Origin of the sequence: Acinetobacter sp. ACNIH3 (genome assembly GCF_002918965.1) — a bacterium.
GTDB lineage: Bacteria > Pseudomonadota > Gammaproteobacteria > Pseudomonadales > Moraxellaceae > Acinetobacter > Acinetobacter schindleri.
In genome coordinates, this window is the sequence record NZ_PQLP01000034.1 from 1 (window position 1) to 20,603 (window position 20,603).

At 43.8% G+C, this 20,603-nt stretch carries 19 protein-coding genes, 3 tRNA genes and 1 pseudogene; 15 read left to right on the plus strand and 8 right to left on the minus strand.

The features are described 5' to 3' along the window. Positions 1-168 precede the first annotated feature (168 nt). The 4 genes from C3420_RS12360 to C3420_RS12375 all read left to right on the plus strand — a co-directional run bounded on the left by C3420_RS12360 (position 169) and on the right by C3420_RS12375 (position 2,461). Positions 169-2,010, plus strand: coding sequence for a long-chain-acyl-CoA synthetase (locus tag C3420_RS12360; protein WP_103800666.1), 1,842 nt, complete (start codon positions 169-171; stop codon positions 2,008-2,010). 131 nt (positions 2,011-2,141) lie between these two features. Further along, positions 2,142-2,217 (plus strand) — tRNA-Lys (locus tag C3420_RS12365). A gap of 20 nt (positions 2,218-2,237) precedes the next feature. Then, positions 2,238-2,313: transfer RNA gene (locus tag C3420_RS12370), tRNA-Lys, on the plus strand. A 72-nt stretch (positions 2,314-2,385) separates the two neighbouring features. Beyond that, positions 2,386-2,461 (plus strand) — tRNA-Lys (locus C3420_RS12375). Between the two features lie 313 nt (positions 2,462-2,774). Here C3420_RS12375 and C3420_RS12385 read toward each other — a convergent pair. Next, complete coding sequence (locus tag C3420_RS12385; protein ID WP_103800667.1) at positions 2,775-3,461, minus strand: hypothetical protein; 687 nt, start codon at positions 3,459-3,461, stop codon at positions 2,775-2,777. Positions 3,462-3,695: 234 nt separating this feature from the next. Here C3420_RS12385 and C3420_RS12390 point away from each other — a divergent pair, with 234 nt between their 5' ends. The 3 genes and pseudogenes from C3420_RS12390 (at position 3,696) to C3420_RS12400 (ending at position 6,423) form a co-directional block, all read left to right on the plus strand. Then, positions 3,696-3,965, plus strand: coding sequence for a PspC domain-containing protein (locus C3420_RS12390; RefSeq protein ID WP_004813390.1), 270 nt, complete (start codon positions 3,696-3,698; stop codon positions 3,963-3,965). A 180-nt stretch (positions 3,966-4,145) separates the two neighbouring features. Then, positions 4,146-4,931: a sulfite exporter TauE/SafE family protein gene (locus C3420_RS12395; protein ID WP_103800668.1), complete on the plus strand. Its 786-nt coding sequence runs from the start codon at positions 4,146-4,148 to the stop codon at positions 4,929-4,931. Positions 4,932-5,010: 79 nt separating this feature from the next. Next, positions 5,011-6,423: pseudogene (locus tag C3420_RS12400) on the plus strand (SLC13 family permease). 72 nt (positions 6,424-6,495) lie between these two features. Here the strand turns inward: C3420_RS12400 and C3420_RS12405 are convergent. After that, the gene (locus C3420_RS12405) at positions 6,496-7,605 is read right to left on the minus strand and encodes an HPP family protein (RefSeq protein WP_103800669.1); all 1,110 of its coding nucleotides are present in this window, start codon (positions 7,603-7,605) and stop codon (positions 6,496-6,498) included. 186 nt (positions 7,606-7,791) lie between these two features. Between C3420_RS12405 and C3420_RS12410 the strand changes: the two genes are divergently transcribed. The 3 genes from C3420_RS12410 (at position 7,792) to glyS (ending at position 11,398) form a co-directional block, all read left to right on the plus strand. Next, complete coding sequence (locus C3420_RS12410) at positions 7,792-8,250, plus strand: hypothetical protein (RefSeq protein ID WP_103800670.1); 459 nt, start codon at positions 7,792-7,794, stop codon at positions 8,248-8,250. Between the two features lie 95 nt (positions 8,251-8,345). Continuing rightward, positions 8,346-9,329, plus strand: coding sequence for a glycine--tRNA ligase subunit alpha (gene glyQ / locus C3420_RS12415; RefSeq protein ID WP_076754854.1), 984 nt, complete (start codon positions 8,346-8,348; stop codon positions 9,327-9,329). Beyond that, positions 9,329-11,398, plus strand: coding sequence for a glycine--tRNA ligase subunit beta (gene glyS / locus C3420_RS12420; protein ID WP_103800671.1), 2,070 nt, complete (start codon positions 9,329-9,331; stop codon positions 11,396-11,398). The genes glyQ and glyS overlap by 1 nt, the downstream gene beginning before the upstream one ends. Before the next feature lie 25 nt (positions 11,399-11,423). Here glyS and C3420_RS12425 read toward each other — a convergent pair whose 3' ends face one another. Further along, on the minus strand, positions 11,424-12,812 hold the full coding sequence (locus C3420_RS12425) for an AAA family ATPase (RefSeq protein ID WP_103800672.1): 1,389 nt from the start codon (positions 12,810-12,812) through the stop codon (positions 11,424-11,426). Between the two features lie 176 nt (positions 12,813-12,988). Here C3420_RS12425 and C3420_RS12430 point away from each other — a divergent pair, with 176 nt between their 5' ends. The 3 genes from C3420_RS12430 (at position 12,989) to C3420_RS12440 (ending at position 14,726) form a co-directional block, all read left to right on the plus strand. Continuing rightward, positions 12,989-13,378, plus strand: a complete 390-nt coding sequence (locus tag C3420_RS12430) for a hypothetical protein (protein ID WP_004813407.1) — start codon at positions 12,989-12,991, stop codon at positions 13,376-13,378. A 223-nt stretch (positions 13,379-13,601) separates the two neighbouring features. After that, complete coding sequence (locus C3420_RS12435; RefSeq protein ID WP_103800673.1) at positions 13,602-14,108, plus strand: hypothetical protein; 507 nt, start codon at positions 13,602-13,604, stop codon at positions 14,106-14,108. A gap of 99 nt (positions 14,109-14,207) precedes the next feature. Then, positions 14,208-14,726, plus strand: coding sequence for a hypothetical protein (locus tag C3420_RS12440; RefSeq protein ID WP_103800674.1), 519 nt, complete (start codon positions 14,208-14,210; stop codon positions 14,724-14,726). A 38-nt stretch (positions 14,727-14,764) separates the two neighbouring features. Here C3420_RS12440 and C3420_RS12445 read toward each other — a convergent pair whose 3' ends face one another. From C3420_RS12445 to C3420_RS12455, 3 genes are all read right to left on the minus strand, one after another. Then, entirely contained in the window at positions 14,765-15,718 is a 954-nt protein-coding gene (locus tag C3420_RS12445) for a 2-hydroxyacid dehydrogenase (protein WP_103800675.1), read from the minus strand. Positions 15,719-15,813: 95 nt separating this feature from the next. Further along, positions 15,814-16,011, minus strand: coding sequence for a hypothetical protein (locus tag C3420_RS12450; RefSeq protein WP_004813413.1), 198 nt, complete (start codon positions 16,009-16,011; stop codon positions 15,814-15,816). A gap of 121 nt (positions 16,012-16,132) precedes the next feature. After that, positions 16,133-17,404, minus strand: a complete 1,272-nt coding sequence (locus C3420_RS12455; RefSeq protein ID WP_004813415.1) for a hypothetical protein — start codon at positions 17,402-17,404, stop codon at positions 16,133-16,135. 113 nt (positions 17,405-17,517) lie between these two features. Here C3420_RS12455 and C3420_RS12460 point away from each other — a divergent pair, with 113 nt between their 5' ends. Together C3420_RS12460 and C3420_RS12465 are read left to right on the plus strand one after the other, a co-directional pair. Next, positions 17,518-18,300: a class I SAM-dependent methyltransferase gene (locus tag C3420_RS12460; RefSeq protein WP_103800676.1), complete on the plus strand. Its 783-nt coding sequence runs from the start codon at positions 17,518-17,520 to the stop codon at positions 18,298-18,300. 23 nt (positions 18,301-18,323) lie between these two features. Continuing rightward, positions 18,324-18,887, plus strand: coding sequence for a hypothetical protein (locus tag C3420_RS12465; RefSeq protein ID WP_103800677.1), 564 nt, complete (start codon positions 18,324-18,326; stop codon positions 18,885-18,887). A 17-nt stretch (positions 18,888-18,904) separates the two neighbouring features. On the opposite strand, the gene C3420_RS12470 is transcribed toward C3420_RS12465, so the two are convergent. Continuing rightward, the gene (locus C3420_RS12470) at positions 18,905-19,315 is read right to left on the minus strand and encodes a GFA family protein (RefSeq protein WP_004813421.1); all 411 of its coding nucleotides are present in this window, start codon (positions 19,313-19,315) and stop codon (positions 18,905-18,907) included. A gap of 82 nt (positions 19,316-19,397) precedes the next feature. Beyond that, the gene (locus C3420_RS12475; protein ID WP_103800678.1) at positions 19,398-20,600 is read right to left on the minus strand and encodes a TIGR03862 family flavoprotein; all 1,203 of its coding nucleotides are present in this window, start codon (positions 20,598-20,600) and stop codon (positions 19,398-19,400) included. Positions 20,601-20,603: the final 3 nt, after the last annotated feature.

Consider the following 20,603-nt stretch of genomic DNA (forward strand, 5'->3'; position numbering starts at 1 on the left):
CTAGACAAAATGACACCAAATGAGTTTTACTATGATCAGCTACCCCAACAAAACAAGGTGGCTTAACTAGAGCGGAATATCACTTATAAATACGCTTTTAGTTGTTCAAACAAGTGGGACCACCTCTTTCAGTGCACGTATCGGATACGTAAAAGAAATAGGATTACCATGAGCCAAACCACACAACATGATCTGATTGGTATTGCTGATGTCGCAGCCAAAATCCCCGCTTTCCTGAAAAAAGTGCCGAACTTGGTCAATGGACTTAGGCAGGCTTATTTACGTACTCCAAATACTGCTGCAGGTTTGGGTCTCGCTTTTGAAAAAGCGGTACAGCGCAACCCTGAAGGTATTGCCCTGCGTTTTGAAGACCAGAGCTTTAGTTATACAGAACTGAATGGCTGGGCCAACCAGATTGCACATTACTACCTGTCGCTAGGTGCGAAAAAAGGCGATGTCGTTGCCCTGATGGTCGAGAACCGCCCGGAAATGGTCGCCAGCGTGATTGGTCTGGCCAAGCTTGGCGTGACCATTGCCCTGCTGAATACTTCACAGGTCGGTAAAGTGCTGGCACATAGCATTAATCTGGTCAAACCGATTGCAGTCATCGTGGGTGATGAATGTCACGCCGCGGTTGCCGAGATCCGTGATGAACTGAATATCGCGGCGGACCGTTTCCACTGGTTTGCCGATCAGCCTACCCAGCAAAATTCTGGTCAGGCACCTGAAGGTTTTATCAATCTTGCTGAAGTCATTGATACTTTCCCGAAATTCAATCCATCAACAACACATAGTGTGCAAGGTAAAGATGGTCTGTTCTACATCTACACTTCCGGCACTACTGGTCTGCCGAAAGCCGTAATCTTTACCAATAGCCGCTGGACCCTTGCTTATGGCACCTATGGTCATGTGCTTAACTTGGGTACAGAGGATGTGATGTACTGCACCCTGCCACTGTATCATGCGACGGGCATGGTGGTATGCTGGTGTGGTGTGATTGCCGGTGCAGGGACATTTGCAATCCGCCGTAAATTCTCGACCTCTTCATTCTGGAAAGATGTACAAAAATTTGATGCTTCTGCAATCGGGTATGTCGGGGAACTTTGCCGTTACCTGATGGATGCACCTTCTTCAGAGCTGGAAAAAGGTCACCGCGTCAAGAAAATGATCGGTAACGGTATGCGTCCAAATATCTGGGATAAGTTCAAAGACCGTTTCGGTATTGAAGAAGTACTTGAACTATATGCATCCAGTGAAGGCAATGTCGGTTTCAGTAATGTGTTCAATTTCGACAATACTGTCGGATTCTCCCCAACTCCGTATGCGATTGTTGAATTCGATAAAGACAAAAACGAGCCGGTACGTGATGCCAAAGGTCACTGTAAACGCGTCAAAAAAGGCACAACAGGTCTGTTGATTGGTAAAATTACCCGTCGTTCGCCATTTGATGGTTATACCGATCCGGAAAAGAATAAGTCTGTCATTATGAAAGATGTGTTCTGCAAAGGTGATGCCTATTTCAATACCGGCGACCTGGTCCGCGACATCGGTTTCCGTCATGCGCAGTTTGTCGACCGTTTGGGGGATACTTTCCGCTGGAAAGGTGAAAATGTATCGACGACCGAAGTGGAAAACATGCTGACCGAGTATGACAAGATTGTAGAGGCAGTGGTGTATGGGGTGGAAATTCCAAACACCAATGGTCGTGCCGGTATGGCAGCCATTACGCTGAAACCGGAAGCTGAACTGAACGATACCGATCTGAAAGAGATGTTGAGCTGTTTCAAGAAATGTCTGCCTGCTTATTCGGTTCCGGTATTCCTGCGTATACAGCAACAGGTCGAAACCACTGGTACTTTTAAATACCAGAAAAATAAGTTGAAAGAGCAAGCATTTGATCCAAGCAAGACTAATGAGCGTTTACTGGTGTGCTTACCGGGAGCGGATGCTTATTGCGATGTAACGCCAGAAGTTTTTACTAACATCCAAGCCTATCAATATCGCTTCTAAGTGCTGAAGTTGCCTATTTTTTGTGTATATAAATTCAATTTGTTGCATTTATAATCAAACATGGGCAACTTTGTTATTTTTTACTTGCGCTGATTTCATATCTTGCTACAATACGCTCCATCAAATGATATGGGTCGTTAGCTCAGTTGGTAGAGCAGCGGACTTTTAATCCGTTGGTCCCGCGTTCGAGTCGCGGACGACCCACCATTTATTTGACAGCCTAAGATGGGTCGTTAGCTCAGTTGGTAGAGCAGCGGACTTTTAATCCGTTGGTCCCGCGTTCGAGTCGCGGACGACCCACCATCTTATCCTTCGGGATAGCGCAATTACCAAATCTTGCGTCGTAAAAATGATCTTCATCATTTCTACTCCTCAGGGTCGTTAGCTCAGTTGGTAGAGCAGCGGACTTTTAATCCGTTGGTCCCGCGTTCGAGTCGCGGACGACCCACCATTCTTCTTCTATTCTGCGAAGATCATAACACCTGTATATTCCAATCAAGATCATCAACCGATCACGGCTTTGATTTGTCTTTTCTGAATTCTTGCTCTCTTCATTTTAAAATATGCCGGGATTAATTTAGATATATTTGTGCGTTATTCGTCTAGTTGCTAGAACAAGAGCTTCTTAAGCTATGGGGCGTGGTTTCAAGTCCTATACAACCACCAAGCTACAGTTTTCTTTCAATCGTCTTATAATTTTTATCTATATCTGGGCTATGTCAACGCATCAGGATTTTTGTGAGTTTTCTTAGTGTCCCCTCGCCTTATTGTGGCGAAGGCAATTGATTATCAATATCTTTTACCAGTTCATAAGATATACGTGGCAGCACATAATGTCGATCCATCAGCTCTTGACGATTCTCTTTCTGGGTTTTTGCAATATTCATCACCAGCTTGGTATTGTCTTTGACAGTATAATACAAAACCAGGCCCTCTTTACGGTAGACCACCAGCTCCTTACGAGTGGGATTCAATTCCCAACGGTCTTTACGATAGGTTGAATAAGGTGTCGCCATCTTGTTTTGGAAGGTAAATACCTGACCATGTTGCAAGATACTGCGATATACCAGGCCATTCGGGGCAAGGGTGAGAATAAACATTGCCTTGCCATTTTTGCAGGGAGAAAAACCATCATTACAACTGACTTCCGTGTAATAGCGTCCAACGAAGTCAACCGCATAATCTGGAATAGGCTGTCCATTAAAACCATCTTCCTCTCTGAAAGTGGCATGACCGACAATATCAGTCAGTTTCTTGGCTTGAGTACTTTCATCTAGCGCTCGATTAGCAAGAGAAACAGCTACCCCCTCTTTATGGTGCAACTCAAGTTCAGTATCACTGATCGGTTTACCCGAATGACGCTCACACCCCACCAGCCCGAGTATACCCAGCAATATCACACCGAGCTGATACTCCAGTCTCTTGAAAGCTTTAAATACCTTAAATTTCATTTAATTCAACCAGATTATGAACAGCCAAGCATTTTTATAAAATCAAAGGCAGAAGATTATTATTAAATTCAGGAACCTTCGTCTTCATGTTAAAGATTCCGAGAAAAATACTTAATCCTAATTTACATAAATTTACGAATAAATTGTATTTAGACACTTTAAAAATAATAACTTAGCTCCATATTTTAAGAGGAACGTCGTTGTTCTTTTATCTTAATTATTAAGGAGACCTGAATGGCCAATGTTGGTTTATATCGCTCTAACCGCTCGAACATGATTGCAGGTGTGATGGGTGGTATTGCTGAACGTTTTGGTTGGAATGCAAATTTACTGCGTCTGATTTTCGTGGTGATCTCTATAATGAGTGCCGCTTTCCCAGGTATCCTGGTTTATCTTGTACTTTGGCTGATCATGCCAAAAAAGCAAGCTATGGTTGAACATACCCCGCATCAGTCTACGGGCTATCAACGACCAATTCGTGATGTAAATAAAGATCCGCTGTAAGTTTCCTTTTTATAGAATAAATAGTAATTCCTTTTTGCGCTGTGGCATTTCCCCTAATGTCCACAGCTTTTTTTTGCCTGCTTCAGGCGATTTAATAAATTGTTAAATTATTTCTCTAGCCTTTGCCAACCGGCTGATTTCTCTATAACTTAGTTAAAAACTCCTTGAAATGGATTCAGGATGACACAGGCTGAATGGATTGTACTGTGCTTATGTGCTGTAGCAGCACTGCTGCATGGCTTGAGTGGGTTTGGCTTCCCGATGATGAGTACTGCGGTACTATCCAGCCAATATCCATTGAGTCTGGCAGTGACCTTAGTCATTTTCCCCTGCCTGCTCCTGAATCTGTTGATGCTAAATGCTGATCCCCAGCACAGTCTGCTACAGAGCATTCGCTATTATCTCAAACAGTATTGGCCATTAATTTTAAGCAGCCTGATTGGCAGTTTGTTCGGAGTCAAACTGCTGCTATGGCTGAATGAAGGCTATCTCAAACTGCTGCTAGGAACAGTAATTATATTTTATGTACTAGATCAGCTTCGCTCCAAACCTTTTCAGAGCAACCCGCATATTCTGAGTATGGTGTGTTTTGGTTTATTGGCTGGTGTGATTGGTGGAGCGACTAATGCCATGGCTCCTTTCCTGATGATGTATCTGCTCAGCAGCCAGCTCAGCAAGACCGATATCGTCATTATCAGCAACCTGAATTTTATTGTCAGTAAACTGATCCAGTTACTTTTATTGTTCCCAATCCTGATCCAGATTAATCCACAACAACAATCCATTTTGATCGGTATTACCATTTTTGCTTTGATTGGCGTCTGGATTGGCGGAAAAATCCGTCATCGCCTGTCACAGCGGCATTTTAAATTTTTAGTCTTAGGCTTGCTGATGGTTTTAGGCATACAGGCTCTATGGCAGAGTACTGCATTACTACAACATTCAAATCATCTTTTTTTAAATTAGTATAATTTGTAATCAAACATCTTTATGATTAGAAAGATTCTTCATAAAAATTAGCTGTATAAAAACAAGGAGTGTGCGTATGACAAGTCAAAACCTTGCCACCCCCACCAACGTTATGCCTAAAGGCGTAATGAAAGGATGGATCCTGATTATCATCGCGGCCATTGTAGCCTTTATCCTGTATCAGGTTTTACCTTATGACCAGAATGCTAGCAAAGGTCTGGCTCTGCTGGCTTTTATTGGCATTTTATGGCTGACAGAAGCAATTCATATCACTATTACTGCCCTGCTGATTCCCATACTGGCAGTACTGTTAGCCATGCCGATGGCCGACGGCGATGCGCTGGTACCCATTACCACCCAAGCTGCTTTAACCACCTTTGCCGATCCGGTTATTTTCCTGTTTTTTGGTGGTTTTGCACTGGCAACGGCGCTGCATATCCAGAAACTGGACAAGAAAATTGCCATGTGGATTATTTCCTTATCCGGTGGACATTTGGGTATTTCAGTATTGGCCATTTTTGCCGTGACTGCCGCCCTGTCCATGTGAATTTCTAATACGGCTACCGCAGCCATGATGTTACCGCTGGCGCTGGGTTTACTTTCGCATCTGGATGTCGAGAAAGAACGTAAAACCTTCGTATTTATTCTGCTCGGGATTGCCTACTCCGCCAGTATTGGTGGTCTAGGTACAATCGTAGGTTCGCCACCGAATGCCATTGCTGCCAAAGCGCTGGGTTATGACTTTGCAGACTGGATGAAAATTGGTTTGCCAATGATGTTCATTATCTTGCCTGCGATGCTGATCAGTCTTTATCTAGTGCTGCGTCCCAAGCTGAATCACAAAGTACAGTTTGTCACTGAAGATATTCCCTGGACCCGCAGCCGTATTGCCGCAATGGTGCTATTTATCTGTACTGCCCTGGCCTGGATTTTCAGTAAAAAGCTGACCGAGAACTTTGGAATCAGCCAGCCAGATACCTGGATTGCGATTCTGGCCGCATGTATGGTGGCAATTTTAGGTACCGCAACCTGGAAGCAGATTGCAGAGAACACCGACTGGGGCGTGCTCTATCTGTTTGGCGGCGGCCTGACCTTGAGTGCCATTTTAAAAGATTCAGGCAGCTCTCTGGTCTTGGGGCAAACTCTGGCAAATACCTTTGGTGATACTTCACCTTTAGTGATTATCTTTGTGGTAGCAACCTTCATCATTTTCCTGACCGAATTTACCAGTAATACCGCATCCGCTGCACTACTGGTGCCGGTCTTTGCCGCCATTGCCGATCAGATGGGAATGCCTAAAGAAATTCTGGTGATTGTGATTGGAATTGGTGCATCCTGTGCTTTCATGCTGCCTGTAGCAACACCGCCGAATGCGATTGTCTTTGGTACCGGTTATATTCAGCAGTCGGAAATGATGAAAGTTGGCTTTGTCCTCAACATCATGTGTATTTTCCTGGTATCGCTATTTATTTACTGGTTCTTTCTCTAAAGATGAATGGATTAAAAAAGCACGCTACGGCGTGCTTTTTCATTTTCGAAGATAGATCTACATCCGTCCAGATCAGGCACTCAGCTTGAAATGATTTAACTCCTGATATAAAGCGGCAATCATGTCAGCACGGCTAATGATACCGACCAGCTGACCTTCGTCCAGCACCGGAATATAATTAAAGGAACGCTCAACGAAATACGGCACCAGGTCCTGAATCGGCTGGCCTGGTTGTACAGTCACCACCTTCCGGCTCATGATATGTCCGACTTCAGATTCCCAGCCACTGCGAATGTCGGTGGCACGCTCAAACCATTCCACCAGCTGGTACATCGCCAAAGTTCCAACCAGTTTCTTTTCCGCATTCACTACCGGTAGGCTCATCAGATTCATCTGTCGGAATTTCGCCAAGGCATGCCGAATATCATCACTTTCCTGCAAGCTGGCAACGTCTTTACTCATGATATCCTGACACAGGAACGGGCTGTCAGCACGTTCACTGGCCTTGCTCTGTGCTTCCAGAATAATTTTTTGCAGGTCATATTCACTGATATCCAGTAACTGGGTCTGTTGATCAAGTACAGCCTGAATATCCTGCGGCTGAATCGTCACTTTCTGGGTCGGGGTTGGATCTTTAGAACGGGTATTAATCTGCAGCTGTTGCGGATAAGCCTTACCCAACATCCGGTTAAATACAATCGCTACCACCATTAACAGTACCGAGTTCAGCAAGACCGGATAGAACACAAAAGCATAGCCCAGCTCATGAATGGCATTGCCGCCCAGTACCGCTGTAATCGCCACCGCCCCACTCGGTGGATGCAGAGAATCGGTGCTTAGCATCAATATAATCGCAACTGCTACGGCCAGACTGAATGCAAGGGTCAAGCTGGGAAACAGCAAAGTACAGCTCACCCCCACGATCGCAGCAATAGTATTTCCAACCACCATATTCCACGGCTGTGCCAGCGGACTGGCAGGTACGGCAAACAGTAATACTGACGAAGCACCCATCGGCGCGATATACCACGCCTGAAAATCACCCAGTGCCCACAGGCTGATTAAAGACGACAGTGCCAGACCGATCAATGCACCTAAACCACACAGAATACGGTCTTTGACAGGGAGAATTTTAAAATTTGGCTTAAGGCTTTGCAGCCATTCTGAGGAACTATGCAACACGGTTGGCCTGAATTATTGTTTTGGGGAGTGCAGGCATTATAAAACCCTTGGCTTTAAAGATGTATTTATTTTATATCTTTTACTCATTGGTTTTTTTGCTTATGCTGAGGGTGCTCTATCTAAAAAATTATAATCAGGGCCGCGCCTAAGCGGCGTATTTTCTTCTCTCAAACAAGAATAAAAACGATGCATTTTCTAATCCAGCCTTTACAACAAACCAAAACCGGAATTGCAGTACAACTGTTGCTGGCACCTGTACTCGGTTTAGCCTCACTCTATGGCCCTTTGATGTTAGTGCTGCTGATCTTGCACTTGTTATTCCTGGCTATGACCTCAAGCTCATTTCTACTCTCGATGGTGACTTTCATGCTGATCATGTACATTTTCGGACTGCTGTTCTATCTCTGCCTGATCTATATTCCTTTATGTATCAGTCTATTCGTATTACACCATCTACAGCAGTTTCATATCTTCAGTATTGTACTGGTGGGTATTCTGGCAACGCTGATTCTGGCTTATTTCCTAAGTTCCAATGATCTGCTCAGTACTCTATTCATGATTTCCTGTTTTAGCCTGCCCTCTATCGGATTTTTTATCTTTCTCAGTCTGCGTGCGCATGAACAGGCAGTTGCGTCAGGCGAATAAAAAGCGGCGCAGGCAATTCATGGATAACCTTTGCCACACCCTTGTAAAATCCTTATAATCAAGCACAATTTTTCTCTAATTTTAAGTGGATGACCATGAGTCGCGCCATATCGCATATTGATACCTTCCAAGGCTTAATTCTTGCCTTACAAAACTACTGGGCGGAGCAAGGCTGCGTCGTTTTGCAACCTTACGACATGGAAATGGGTGCAGGGACATTCCACACTGCAACATTCCTTCGTGCGCTAGGTCCTGAAACCTGGAACGCGGCTTATGTTCAGCCATCACGCCGTCCGAAAGATGGCCGTTATGGTGAAAACCCGAACCGCCTGCAACACTACTACCAGTTCCAGGTGGTATTAAAGCCAAACCCGGACAATATCCAGCAGCTTTATCTGGATTCTTTAAAAGCCATCGGTATTGATCCTTTAGTTCACGACATCCGTTTTGTGGAAGACAACTGGGAATCTCCAACACTGGGTGCTTGGGGCTTAGGTTGGGAAGTTTGGCTGAACGGTATGGAAGTGACTCAGTTCACGTACTTCCAGCAAGTTGGTGGTGTTGAATGCTACCCGGTAACAGGCGAAATCACTTACGGTTTAGAGCGTCTGGCAATGTACTTGCAAGGTGTTGATTCAGTTTACGATCTAGTTTGGACCAAAGGCCAGTTCGGTACAGTGACCTATGGCGATGTGTTCCATCAAAATGAAGTAGAACAATCGACCTATAACTTCGAATATGCGCCTGTCGACAAGATGTTCGAACTGTTCGATTTCTACGAAGCTGAAGCAACGCGTTTAATCGAAGCGAAACTTCCACTTCCTGCCTATGAGCAAGTGGTAAAAGCATCGCATAGCTTTAACCTGCTTGATGCACGTGGCGCAATTTCTGTGACTGAACGTCAGCGTTATATCTTACGTGTACGTACATTGGCACGTTCGATTGCAACCAGCTATGTAGCAGCACGTGCTGAACTTGGTTTCCCAATGGCAGAGCCTGAGCTTCGTGATGAAGTTTTAGCGCAGTTAAAAGCACAAGTTGAAGCGGAAGCAAAAGTTGAATCTAAGGAGAGCAAATAATGTCTAAACATACAGTATTGTTCGAATTAGGCTGTGAAGAACTTCCACCAAAAAGCCTGAAAAAATTACGTGATGCTTTGCAAGCTGAAACGGTTAAAGGCTTAAAAGATGCGGGTCTTGCATTCGATTCTATCGAAGCGTATGCAGCACCACGTCGTTTGGCATTAAAAATTGTCAACGTTGATGGCGCGCAAGCAGACACGCAAAAGCGTTTTGACGGCCCTGCGAAACAGGCCGCTTTTGATGCTGAAGGTAACCCGACCAAAGCGCTTGAAGGCTTTATGCGCGGTCAAGGCATTACCGTTGATCAAGTTTCTACTTTCCAAGCCGGTAAAGTTGAAAAAGTTTGTTATTTGAAAGACGTGAAAGGTCAAAGCCTTGACGTTTTACTGCCACAAATTTTACAAAATGCTTTGGATAACCTTCCAATTGCAAAACGCATGCGTTCTGCGGCAAGCCGTACCGAATTCGTTCGTCCTGTAAAATGGGTGGTGTTGTTAAAAGACAATGATGTGGTTGATGCAACCATTCAAGACCACAAAGCGGGTAATGTGACTTACGGTCATCGTTTCCATGCACCTGAAGCAATCACACTTGCTCATGCAGATGAATATCTTGCAAAGTTAAAAGCAGCGCATGTTGTTGCATCTTTTGAAGAGCGTCAAGCCATCATTGATCAACAAGTCAAAGCATTGGCTGATGAAGTGAATGCGATCGCGATTGTGCCTGCGGATCTTCGTGATGAAGTGACTGCACTGGTTGAATGGCCTGTTGCGCTTCGTGCCAGCTTTGAAGAACGCTTCCTTGCAGTTCCTCAAGAAGCACTTATCACCACCATGCAGGACAACCAAAAGTACTTCTGCTTAGTAAATGCGGACAATAAACTTCAACCGTACTTCATTACTGTGTCAAACATTGAGTCAAAAGACCCGACACAAATTATTGAAGGTAACGAGAAAGTGGTTCGTCCACGTTTATCAGATGCTGAATTCTTCTTCCTACAAGACCAAAAACAACCGCTTGCTTCTCGTAAAGAGAAATTAGCGAACATGGTCTTCCAAGCAGAATTGGGTACGCTTTGGAATAAGTCTGAACGTATTGCAAAACTCGCTGTAGCTTTAGCGCCAATTACAGGTGCAAATGCGGCTGATGCTGAAAAAGCGGCACTTCTTGCGAAATGCGACTTAACCTCTGAACTTGTGGGTGAATTCCCAGAACTTCAAGGCATCGCGGGTACTTACTACGCACGTCTTGAAGGCGAAAATGACGAAGTTGCTGAGTCTTTAGGTGAGCAGTATTTACCTAAATTCGCAGGTGACGTTTTACCGAAAACTAAGACAGGTACAACGATTGCACTTGCAGACCGTTTAGATACTTTGACTGGTATTTTCGGTATTGGTCAAGCGCCTACAGGTTCTAAAGACCCGTTTGCACTACGTCGTTCTGCGATTGGTATCTTACGTCTCGTGACTGAAAATGAGCTTGATGTGTCGATTGAAGACCTCATCAAACTTGCTCTTGCTGCTTATGGCGATGTATTGAAAGATCATGATAAGACGCTAAATGATGCTGTTGCATTCCTTGAAGGTCGTTACCGTGCGAAATACGAAGACCAAGGCGTTGCTGTTGATGTAATTCAAGCCGTTCAAGCGTTGTCTCCAAAATCTCCTCTTGATTTTGACAAGCGTGTAAATGCAGTCAATCACTTCCGTGCCTTGCCTGAAGCTGCTGCTCTTGCTGCTGCGAATAAGCGTGTTGCCAACATTCTTGCAAAAGAAGCTGCACCTGAAGGCTCAGTGGTTGAAGCAAACTTGGTTGAAGATGCTGAAAAAGCATTGTTCGCTGAACTTGCGAAAATCACGCCTGTGGTTGAGCCGTTATTTGCTGCCAAAGACTACACTGCTGCATTGTCTGCACTTGCTGCACTTCGTGCACCAGTCGATGCGTTCTTTGATGGTGTCATGGTGATGGCGGATGATGCCGACCTGAAAGCAAACCGTTTACGTATGCTTGCTCAGCTTCGTGAATTGTTCACGAAAGTAGCTGATATTTCGGTGCTTCAACACTAAGTTCTGATTTAATAAAAAACCCGCTTTAGAGCGGGTTTTCTTCTTCCATCTTAAAACGAATTGAACCTGGTAATTTAGAAGCGTGATAACCTGTTCTTCTAGAAGCCACATGAATGACATTACTTACATTTTTTTCATTAGATAATGTAGAGATTTCAATCTGATTAGCTTCAGCTTGCATTCGTATATAGCCTCGCATCATTTTTTCTCTAAACGTATAGTAGCCTTTACCATATTCAAACTTGGTTAAAAGAATTTTCCCACAATTCTCTGTAGTTAAGTTCTTAATTCTACTAGAAAATTGACTGTAATTTAATTTAATAAAATCTATTTTATTCAAATCAAATCTAACTTGCTCACAGATAACATCGTACATTTTGTACATTTCTTTAAGATAATCACCTTGCCAATCTACTACTGCTGTAGCCCACATTACTTCTTCATAATCTTTAGTTCTTTGCTTTAAAGCCATCTCATAAGGTTTTGAGAATTCAGCAACTGTATCTTTAATAGCTACATTAATAGCATTATAGAAATCGTCCCATTCAACCTCTGTAGCAACTTCTTCTTTTTCCCACAAAACCCATAACAGTTTTTCTAAGATTAAATGCACATAATATGGAAAACCATCTGAGACCGCTGCGATACGGATATAAATATCACGGCATATATCAATATCAAATTTATTTAAAACATTTTGAATAATTTCAAAACGGCCTTCCCAACTTAATCGTGGCAATTCAATAGTCTCTAATTGCCTAATCGCCGACTGATGAGCCCCCAGAATGTCATGTATAGTCGCCCCTACCCCCGTAAATATAATTTTTATATCAACCTCTTTGTCACCCAATTGTTTAATTAAATCAGCTAATAGAGTGATTTCATTTTTATCAGTCATTCTATCGACTTCATCAACTACAATAATTGGTCTTTCAGAATGTATTTCAGCTACTTCCTTTAAAACTTCAACACAATCACCTAAACTTTTTAATTTATTACTAAAGTCTTCTAAAGTTTCTTCATTCTTTATTAAATACGATATCCATTTAAACTTGAGTCCATACTCTTCCGAACGTTTCTTACTTTGTCCAATTCTCCGATCAAAAGCTTGCAATGCAATATTTGAAACTAAGTTTTTTATACTAGTATCAGGTGCACATGAAACATCAATAAATTCACGATCGGAACTTTGATACTGGTTTGCTGCTGTTTTCGCTAAAGAAGTTTTACCTACTCCTCTTTCACCAAAAATAAAAATATTTCTTCCTTTCGACATTAAAGCTCTTTCAATTTGAGTAAGCTCTTTCTGGCGGCCATATAAATATTCAATACTAGAAATTGGAGAAGAAGGTGATAAAGCCCTATTTAAATGCTTCCCAAATTCATATTTGTCTTTATAGTTTTTTATCGCCATACCAACCTATTTTTTATCAAAAAATCCAATATTTATTCACTCTAAAACATTCCAAACCATAATTAAATGTTTAACTAAATAAATAATTTTAATTGTTATACAGCTTTAAGATGTATAGGCATATTCATGTATATTTCATATACTCAACCTAACAACACTCAACAAGAAAGAATCATATGAAATTTAAAGCTCTTATTTTGACTGGTCTTGCGGGTATTGCCCTTTCAGCGTGTACATCTCAACCGACTGTTCCTCAACTCCAACTGGGCGTATTACAGGAAGTACAGAATCTTGAAGTTTATCCTGAAACGACGAACAACAGTGCAAAACTGACTAAGTTCATGGATAAATGCGTGATCGAATTTAGAGGTCAGCTTGAAAGCAGCCGCGTAATTGAACAATGGTCGTTTAAAGGTTTGACCCTGATTGATGCCGGTTCAGCAACTTTCCAGCGTGACAATACCAGCACTGCACAAAAATTTGACCTGCACAGCGAAACTGCTCAAAAGAACTTCCTGGCACTACGCAATCACTTTGCCAAAGAAGCAATCGAACAGTGTAACTAAGTACCACGCCCTATATTTACATCAAATATGGGGCAGCTTCTCTTTCAAATAATCTTCCTATCAAATTTATTCTCTACTTATTCTTGAGATCAGCCAGCTTTACTCCCTTTTTTCTCGGATCATTTAAGTGAATCGCACAGAATATTCATTGTTTTTACATTGCCGTCCATTACACTGAAAACAGAATCAAGACCGTTATCCCAATCTGCGAGGTCGATCCCTTATGACCCTGAAAAAAACGACGATGAAAAAAACCAAGATCCTCAGCACCGCATTATTAATGTGTGCGCCTATTTTTATCCAGACTGTTCAAGCCAGTGAAACGCAGCAAGATGCAAAACCGATTGTTCCTTATGGTGATAATCCCAATCTGCTGCATGTATTTGCTTATAAAACCCAACAAGGTGTAATCAAGACCGCTGAAAAAGTGGGTGCAGCAGCAGAAAAAGGCATTGCCAAGATCAAGCCGGGTGTGGATCGTGCCTGGGACAATACCAAATCCACCGCAGCCACCACCATTGAAAAAGTAGACCAAGGCGCAACGCAAGTGGCTCAGCAAACCGGTCAGAAAATCCAGCAGACCAAAGATGTCTGGCGCGGTAATCAGCAACAGCAAGTCCCGATTGAGCAGCAGCCCTTAAGCCAATCTTCAACAGCAACGCAAAGCATTACACCGCAGTCACCATCCAGTTCAGGTGGTGCAACCAGTTATGCAGTGGATGATCTCTAAAAAATAGGATATTAAAAAAAGCCCTTTATGGGCTTTTTTTGAGCATGAAGATATTCAAAACTTTCTTTATACTTAGTTAAAATAATGAGAAAAATAAAAATGAAAAAGGTGCTCCTCAGCTTTATAGTCGGTATTCTATTTGGTGTTTCAATCCTGTATATCGTTTTACTGGTTTCTGGTAAAAGGGTTACTTCTCCTACCGAAGTCCATAATGAATTATCCCCTGTCCCAAGCCTTTCTACTTCAAATCGGTATACTCATAAATCTGAAGGTAAAAAAATTCAGCACATTGGATATCTGGAGGAAGATGAATTTAAATCTACTGAAGGTAATGAGGCAAATCTCTATCAATTACCAGGTATGTGCAAGTTAACGATTGGTCTCTATGGCGAAACTATTTATAGCTATCGCACTGCTTATTTTCACAAAAATCACTTAATTTACATATTTGAAACCGACTATCGAACTTCTTATAGTCAATTCCCTGATAAGAATACACCTGAGTCCAAACGTATTTATCAGGAAATAGTCTTCAATCCAAATTCCCAACTTGTACAAGACGAATTTTCTAAATTATGGTCTAAATACATTAGCCCAGAAAACAAAAACAAATGCTGATCAAATTCGATCAGCATTTTTTTTGTTATGGACAAGTTTTAATTCACCTGGCGAATCGGCTGGCCTGCCTGAAAGGCTTTAACATTTTCCACCATCTGATCCACGATGCGCTGGCGGGCATCGACACTGCCCCAGGCATTATGCGGTGTAACGATCAAATTCGGAATGTCTGGATCGAGCAGAATATTGCCCTCTTTCGGCGGCTCTACTGTCAGTACATCGGTGGCAGCACCTGCGATTTTGCCTTCACGTAATGCCTGTGCCAGAGCCGCTTCATCAACAATACCGCCACGCGCACAGTTAATCAGGAAAGCACTTGATTTCATAGCTTCCAGCTCGGCACGGCTGATCAGGTTACGGGTATCTTCAGTTAGTGGGCAATGCAAACTCAGGAAATCAACCTGTGGCAATAACTCCGCGAATGGTACACGTGAGGCATCCCCCGGACGGTTGGGTAATGATCCGATCATCACATTCATACCAAACGCTTCTGCCAATTTGGCGACAGCTTTACCCAGTTCGCCATAACCCACAATGCCGAGAGTCTTACCAGACAGTTCTACAATCGGTGCATCCAGCAAACAGAATTGCGTCGCCTTTTGCCATTCGCCTTGTTGTAATTTTTGCTGATAAGGCAGGAAAGACGTCGCCAGATTCAGCATTAACATGAGAGTATGTTGGGCGACAGCGGAAGTGCCATAGGCTTGGCAGTTACACACGACAATATTGCGTGCTTTGGCTGCGGCCAGGTCGACATTATTGGTGCCAGTCGCAGAGATTAAAATCAGTTTCAGTTGAGGGCATTGCTGAATGGTTTCGGCATTTACTATGACTTTATTGGTGATGATGACATCGACATCTTGCACGCGTGGCAAAAGTTCAGCCACAGAAGTAGCAGGATATAATGTTAACTCGTCAAATACGCCATGCAGCGCCTGAAAGTCGAGATCCTGTTGATCTAGAGAAGCATAATCCAAATATACGGCTTTCACGGCCTGACCCTCAATCCTGTTAGACAATTTATCCTGTCATTTAAAACAAGTCATACAGGGTTTTCAACCGTTTTTTAGACTTTATCCTGCCTTGTTTAATCGAGTGGTTTATCCAGATGGTTACGCACAGAATGACGAATTTTATAAACAATATAAACGGTCAGAATCATCAAAAATACGATAGTTGCACTCAGGAAAATAATGGTCGGGTGTACGCTGTCTTTGGCGAATGCCAGATTGGGCAGGCCCAAAGTTAGCATTAAAAATATGGTGGCGAACTGTGTAGATTGCATAAGATGTACCCCCTTCTCACGAAAACGATCGCGTGCGGTGATGAAAAATCCATACCGCATAACTACATCTTATGCCAGCAAAACAATAAGTCAAGCCATTGTTTTTAAGTGATATTTCAAGTTAATTTGCTTCACTGCGTGTCACAAAGTGCGTATTTTTGTCACTGTCATCAACAAACGCCGCTGCACCGTATTCATCAGTTTTGAGACTTAATTCCTTATAACTGAACATATAGAAATCTGTATAACGTTTCATCAGAATTGGGTGCATTCCGACCGAAAGCGGTTCCTGTTCCTTGACCAGCTTCATCATATGACGGTCATTCATGACGACGAGATAACGTTCGTCATTCAAGCTGATGGTCAACAGGCCATTGCCGCGCGCATAAATTGGAATCAGGAATTTATGGTTCAGCGCAATCGCCTGATCGGCATAGCTTTCAATCTTGTTACTGATGACATTGAACACCAGACCATGCCCATAGATATCCAGCAGGATCTGACGGTTTTCCTGTGGCAGATTGACCTGAATGCCGAGTTTCATCAGATCATGCTGATCCACCTGTTTATTGCTGAGTAACTCACGCAAAATGGTCTGCTTCTGATTGGCATCAAAGAACTGTGAATCGAGTTGCAGGTCATTATTTTTCAGGATACGGCCTAAGGCCATCCGATGTCGTGGCAACAGGTTTTCAATCACCTTACGGTAATAGAACTTGCTGTTCTTTTTGACCCGGCGCATCTTCTGATAAAAATAGCTGGCATCAAATTCATGCAGCAGGAAATCATTCACCAGTTCGGAGCTTGCCAACACGGCAATCGCATCATGATTGGTAAAGGCCAGATGCAATACGTGATGTGGCGGCAGGACTTCTCTGAGCTTATGATAATGTGCACGGTCCTGTGCATAGTGCGGATCATAAATAATAATGTATTCACGATCCTCACTGACATCTGCCTTAGTAATGCGCATCTCGCCATTCAGTTCCGGCTGATAGAACATGTTATAGCGGGCGTCTTTCACATCTTCCGGATCAATCGAGTATTGCGGCACCATGGCTACGGCGCGCTGTACATCCAGAGCATTGGAATATTTAATCGCCGCATAACCGCCCATTGAACCGCCATAGGCAATACGCTGCTCAAATGGTGCAATCAGTTCAGCAATCGCGTCCAGCATGGCCTGCATAGACGCTTGTGGAAACCAGGATTTATCCTTGGGCATAATCCCGAGCACATTGAATTCAAACTTTTGCAGCGACTTCTCTGCATTGATGGTGGTTCCCTTGGCACGGGTAATCAGATCCCCAAAGGAGAAGATCAGTTCTGAAGATGAACCCGGCATAAAGATTGCGCGAATGTGCTCATCTTCAAAGACGATTTGTTTTTCCATAACTTTCCCATGCCTATAAAACGAACGCTTCCATTACAAATTCAATGGCGCAAAACGATGCAAAAATGAATATGCTATTTTATAGCGAAGACCAAGATTAAAAAGCGCAAAATATGACACAATCATTACATCCTGCTGCACAACAAGGTTTTAGCAGCGCTGCTGAGCGCTATCAGCAGGTGCGCCCAAGTTATCCTGAAGCATTAGTACCCTGGTTGCAACAGCAGCTTGGCTTACCCCATCATGCCAAATTACTTGATTTGGGTAGCGGTACCGGTAAATTTCTGCCCCAGCTGAAATTACTCAGTTCGTATATTCTGGCGGTTGATCCTGTCGCGGAGATGTTAACGCAACTCAAGCAGGTTCATCCAGATATTCCGACCTTGCAGGCGATGAGTGACGCCCTGCCGCTAGAAAATGCCTTGATGGATGCTGTATTTTGCGCACAGTCTTTTCACTGGTTCGCCAATTTCGACAGCCTTAAGGAAATTCATCGGATTCTGAAAGATCAGGGCTATCTGGTCCTGATCTGGAACCAGCGTGATATTAATGTCGACTGGGTCAAAGCTCTGGAAGACTTTATTCTTCCCATGGAAGGCGATACGCCACGCTACCATAGTGGTCAATGGCGCAATGTATTCCAAGATCAGCAGCTGTTTCGACCGGTAGCAGAAACGACTTTGCAGCAGTTCCATTCTGGAACCGTCGAACAGGTGGTGTCCAAACGTTTGCTCTCGACCAGCTTTATCGCTGCCCAGTCTGATGATACACAGCAGCAACTCAAATCTCAGTTTGAACAGATCGTTCTAGACCATACTGGCAAGCAGCCTGATGAACAGATTGACTTTCCCTATATCACCCATGTCTATGTCTTTCAAAAAATTCCAACGCCTTGATAAAACTTTAACAGGACAAAACAATGCCAAATATTCAGAACCTCAGCCGCATCACCTTGCTTGCCTCTAGCCTGTTGCTGGTGGCGTGTAATCAGAAAGATGCGCCGAAACAGGAAGCGACTCCGCAAAATGAATCAGCTGAAGAAGTGATGAAGGAACTGAAAACACAACCGGTGAAAGATTTTCCGCAAACAGCGGATGATCAACATGATATTGCCGTACTGGATGACTTTGAGCAGCGCCTGCAATCCTTAAATGAGGATATCGAAGCAGAAACTGAGCGTATGCGTAAGGAAGGCAATCTGACTGAAGAATTTATGCAGCAACGCCAGCGTGACCATATCCAGTCTGCACTGACTTTATTAAAAAGTCTGGAACTGAAAACTGAACAGGGCCGCTATATTCAGGGGCTAATTTATCAATACTGGGAACAACAGCAAAAACTGCTGGGCACAGCCTCTTCAGATAAAGCGATCCAGCATGATGCCAAGGAAAATGTAAAAGGTTTGGGACAGTATCTGCATGCTCAGGAACAGCTGGAACACTGGCGTAACCAGTATGCAAAAACTCAGGCTAAAGCCCAGTAAGTCTGATCTGCTTTCTGTTAAGGACGTTCATGATATTGCGCTAAGGTATCGTGAATGTCCTCCCACTCAGCTTTAGAACCGACATAGAAATGGCAAGTCGGTTTCTGCTCAATCGGTGTATCCAGACTGCCAATACGCAGACGATAAACATCCGGCAGATCTGCTTTCACGCTATAAATCGGAGAACCACATTCGCTACAGAAATTTCGACTCACGCCGGTCGTGGTAGTGAATGACTTCAGCAGTTGCTGTCCTTGCAACAGACGAAAATCTGCTTTGGCAATCGGACTATTGGTAGCAAAGGCAGTACCGGTAGCTTTACGGCAACGGCGGCAGTGACATTGAATAATATCACCCAGCGATCCACGAACTTCATACTGGATTCCACCGCAGAGACAGCTACCGGCATAATGATCTTGAGTCGACATATCAGCAAACATCCTTGTGAATGCTTTTCGCCCAATATAGCTTAAAAAATTACTGACTGTGAATGTCTAAAATATCTTCGCTTCAAGCAGAATCAGACAGATAAGCCGCGACACCTTCACCCGCTGCACGACCGGTTGCCATACAGGCAGTCAACAGATAACCACCGGTGGGCGCATCCCAGTCCAGCATTTCTCCACATAGGAATACATAGGGATTGGATTTAAGTTGCAAATGTTCCGTCAGCACATCACGTTTTACCCCACCTGCGCAGCTAATCGCCTCTTCAATTGGACGGAATCCCTGCAGAGAAACCATCAACTGTTTAATTTGCTGTGCCAGATGTTCAGCATCCTGCCAGATATTTTTAGGCACCAGCTCTCGCACCAGTGCAGCTTTAGCACCTTCCAGTCCTGCCTTGCGCCAGACATTGCTTAAAGACTGTTTCTTGCTGGGTTGCAGTTTATGCGCTAGTTGCGCTGCGCTTTGATCGGGAAACAGGTCCAGATACAGTTGCATGGGCTGACCACGTTTGACCTGTTCACGCAAACCACGCCCCTGTTTATAGATCAAGCCGCTTTCAAGACCATAATGACTGATGACGATATCACCCATAGTCTTGTCACTGTCTTCCACCCAGGCTGCAACCCGTTTCAGTGGTTGACCAAAGATGGGCTGCATAAATCTGGACCATGGATACTCTACTCCGGCATTACTGGCTTGAAAAGGCTCAATTTCTTCTGTCTTTAGCCATGCTTGCCATTGACCATCACTGCCAAGCTTTGACCAGGATACCGCGCCACAGGCGAGAATCATCGCATCAAAGAGTTCTGTTCGTAGCTCATCAGTTTTTAGATCCAATAGTTCCAATTGATTCTGTTTTAACTGGGTCACCTGATGGCGGTAATGAAACTGTACCCCCTGCTCGGCCAGACGTTTTAACCAGGCACGTAACAGTGGAGCGGCCTTCATTTCGGTTGGAAACACCCGTCCAGAAGAACCAATATAGGGTTCAATGCCTAAGCCTCGCATCCATTCTTGGATCCAGGCGGCATCCCAGCGTTTTACCCACGGCGCCAGCCATTCAGCCTGATCATAACGCTGGATAAACTGTTCTACCGGTTCAGCATGCGAGATATTCAGACCGGTCTTGCCTGCCATCAGAAATTTGCGCGCAGCTGAAGGCTTCTGCTCATAGACATGTACGTCATAATGCTGCTGGCTCAGCACTTCTGCTGCCATCAGCCCTGCCGGGCCAGTACCAACAATCGCAATGCGTTTACTCATGGC